Here is a 2,580-nt window from a genome sequence, read left to right on the forward strand (position 1 = left end):
TGTGGCCGTCAAGTTCAACTGATCCAATTTCGCTCATTAAGATTGAGCCATTTTACCTATGTTTCGCTCATTAAGGTTGAGCCACCCTTATTCAAGCCTGATATGTAAATATTCAGGACTTTTTTCTACCTTTAATTACCTAATCATCAAAGATTGTCTGACGATGGGTAATCCGATAACTTTCGCCAACCAGTTCAATGACTTGGGATTTCTGGATCATTCGATCCAGAAAGGCACCGGTAATTACCTCATCACCAATGACTTCGCCCCATTGTTCGGGGCTTTTATTTGACGTAATGATAAATGAAGTCTGTTCATACAATTTATTGATGAAATGAAAGAATAAATTAGCTTCCATTTTATTCAGGGCCATAAACATCAAATCATCCAAAACAATCAAATTAGCTTTATATAAACGCTTTAGCCGGGTTTGAGATTGATGTGAGATTGTTTCGGTTTTTAAAACTTTTATCAGCTCACCCATCGTAAGAAAGATTGCGCTGTAACCGTGCTCGATTGCCTCGACGCACAAGCCAATGGATAGGAAAGTTTTTCCAACACCGGTTGGTCCTAAAAGAATTAAATTATAGCTTTGATCAATCCAATTTAATTCACGCAGTTCATTCATTTGTTTACGACTTAACGCTGGCTGAACGGTCAAATCAAATTCATCCAGTGAACGCTGATAAGGCAATGCCGCCCACCTTAAACGTCGTAAGCGTGCCTTTTCGGCTCGCGCTTGCTGTTCGTGTTCTAAAACCGATAAAAGAAAGTCGCCGTAGGTGGCTTCATGTGTATTGGCGGTTTGAATAAGTTCTGAAATAACCTTCGCCGTGGCACTCAACCGCAATTCCTGCATAATGGTTTGAATCTCTTTAGTTTGTTCCATAATGAGCTCCTTTTAGTATCTGAGTGTAAGTCGCTAATGGCCGCACTTCTGGTTGAATACTTTTTAGCTTCTCTTTGGTTGCTTGAGAAACCGGTAATTCAATTGCTTCGGCCTGCAGTCGCTCCAAGTGCGCTTCATAGCCGGGAAGTGTCGCCAAAGTTGTCTTAAATTCTGAAGCACTAACCAATTGATTATCCAGACAAAATTGGAGACTCTTATCTAACTCTTTCTTGGAATAAAGGCTCTGTAATCGCAAAATTACCTGCATTTGATCACGGATATAACGCGGATACTTTTCATGAATTTGTTGCACAAACTGTTTAGCGGCCTTTACCTGGCTAAACATTTGGACAACTTGTGCCTTTAGCTCTGGAATTCCAATTTGTCGGTTTCGACGGTCATTAGAACGCTGGATTAAGCGTCCTTTGGCGTGGGAGACCTGGTGCGTTGCTAAGATTTCACCGGTTTCCTGATCGATAATCCGCAACTGTTGTTTTTGAATTTGTAGAATAACTTTACGCCCATGAACGTCATAGGACCCAAAGGGGACACTATAGCGATTACTCTGATACATAATCGTGTTATCCTTGCGGATCGTTCGCTTGATGACTTGTTTAGTCACTGGTTGATACTGTGCGATTGGCTGTAGATAGGACTGCTCTTTTTGAAAAACCACTGCCGGAATTTGTTTGGTGCCATTATGCTGCTTGCCATTCCCTCGTCGCTTCAACCACGCCATTGATTCAAGATTCCAAGTACTAAGATCTCTAAAAATACGGCCTCGGGCAAAACTGTTTTTAACAAATTTCACCACGTTTTCAATTTTCCCTTTGGATTCCGGATCAAAGCCCCGGCATTCAATTACTTCAAACTTTTCTGCCTGATGAAAGGCTTGAAAAGCTCGTGTAAAAATAATTTCACCATTGTTTTCACTGACAACGATGATCCGGTCTTGATCGTAAACAATTTGTTTAGGTTTTCCACCTAGAAATTTAAAAGTATGCTGTAAGCAACGAATTAAATCTGCTGTTGTAAACGGTGTTTGCTGCCATTCAACGTATTTATAACGGGAATGAGCTAACACAAAGGCATAGAAATATAGCTTTATTCGACTACCGGAGGTAGTGGTCTGCCAGGTTTGACCAAAATCAACTTGTCCTTGTAAGCCCATTGGTAATTCCGGAACAGCTTCATACTGGCGTCGCTTACTATGCTTATCAAGTTTGTATTTTTTCCGCAGGTCACTGACATATCGCCGAACGGTACTTTCCGCAAAGCTACCATAATGACGTTCTTCCAACCAATCGCCAATCTGTGCTGCTGACATATCGGGATTCTTTCTGAGCCAATCAAGAATGGTTTCTTGGTAGTCGTCCAAGGCCTTTTTCCGGCTGCGCGTTGAAGCCAACCACTCAGACATTTCATTTTCATCACGGTCTAAATACGCTTTAACGGTATTTCTGGAAATGCTTAGTTTCGTCGCAATGCTTCTTCTTGAGAATCCTTGATTCTTTAAATCAATAATTTTTGAGTATAATGCCAATTTTTTCACCTTTTTCGACCTCCAGCACAATTTATCTTCCTATTGTACTGGATTAGTTAATTGTTTTAGCCAAGTGGCTCAATCTTAATGAGCGTTTTTGGATTAACCTTATTGATCGAAATTGGCTCACTTTATTTTAGCAGTTACA

At 40.7% G+C, this 2,580-nt stretch carries 2 protein-coding genes; both read right to left on the reverse strand.

From position 1 onward, the window contains the following. Window positions 1-139: 139 nt before the first annotated feature. Window positions 140-889, reverse strand: coding sequence for an IS21-like element helper ATPase IstB (gene istB / locus FD47_RS14175; RefSeq protein WP_035181506.1), 750 nt, complete (start codon window positions 887-889; stop codon window positions 140-142). Then, window positions 876-2,441, reverse strand: a complete 1,566-nt coding sequence (gene istA, locus FD47_RS14180) for an IS21 family transposase (protein WP_056980820.1) — start codon at window positions 2,439-2,441, stop codon at window positions 876-878. Before istA ends, istB begins: the two co-directional genes overlap by 14 nt. Window positions 2,442-2,580 lie beyond the last annotated feature (139 nt).

The sequence above is a fragment of the Lentilactobacillus parafarraginis DSM 18390 = JCM 14109 genome (assembly GCF_001435895.1).
In the GTDB taxonomy this organism is placed as follows: domain Bacteria; phylum Bacillota; class Bacilli; order Lactobacillales; family Lactobacillaceae; genus Lentilactobacillus; species Lentilactobacillus parafarraginis.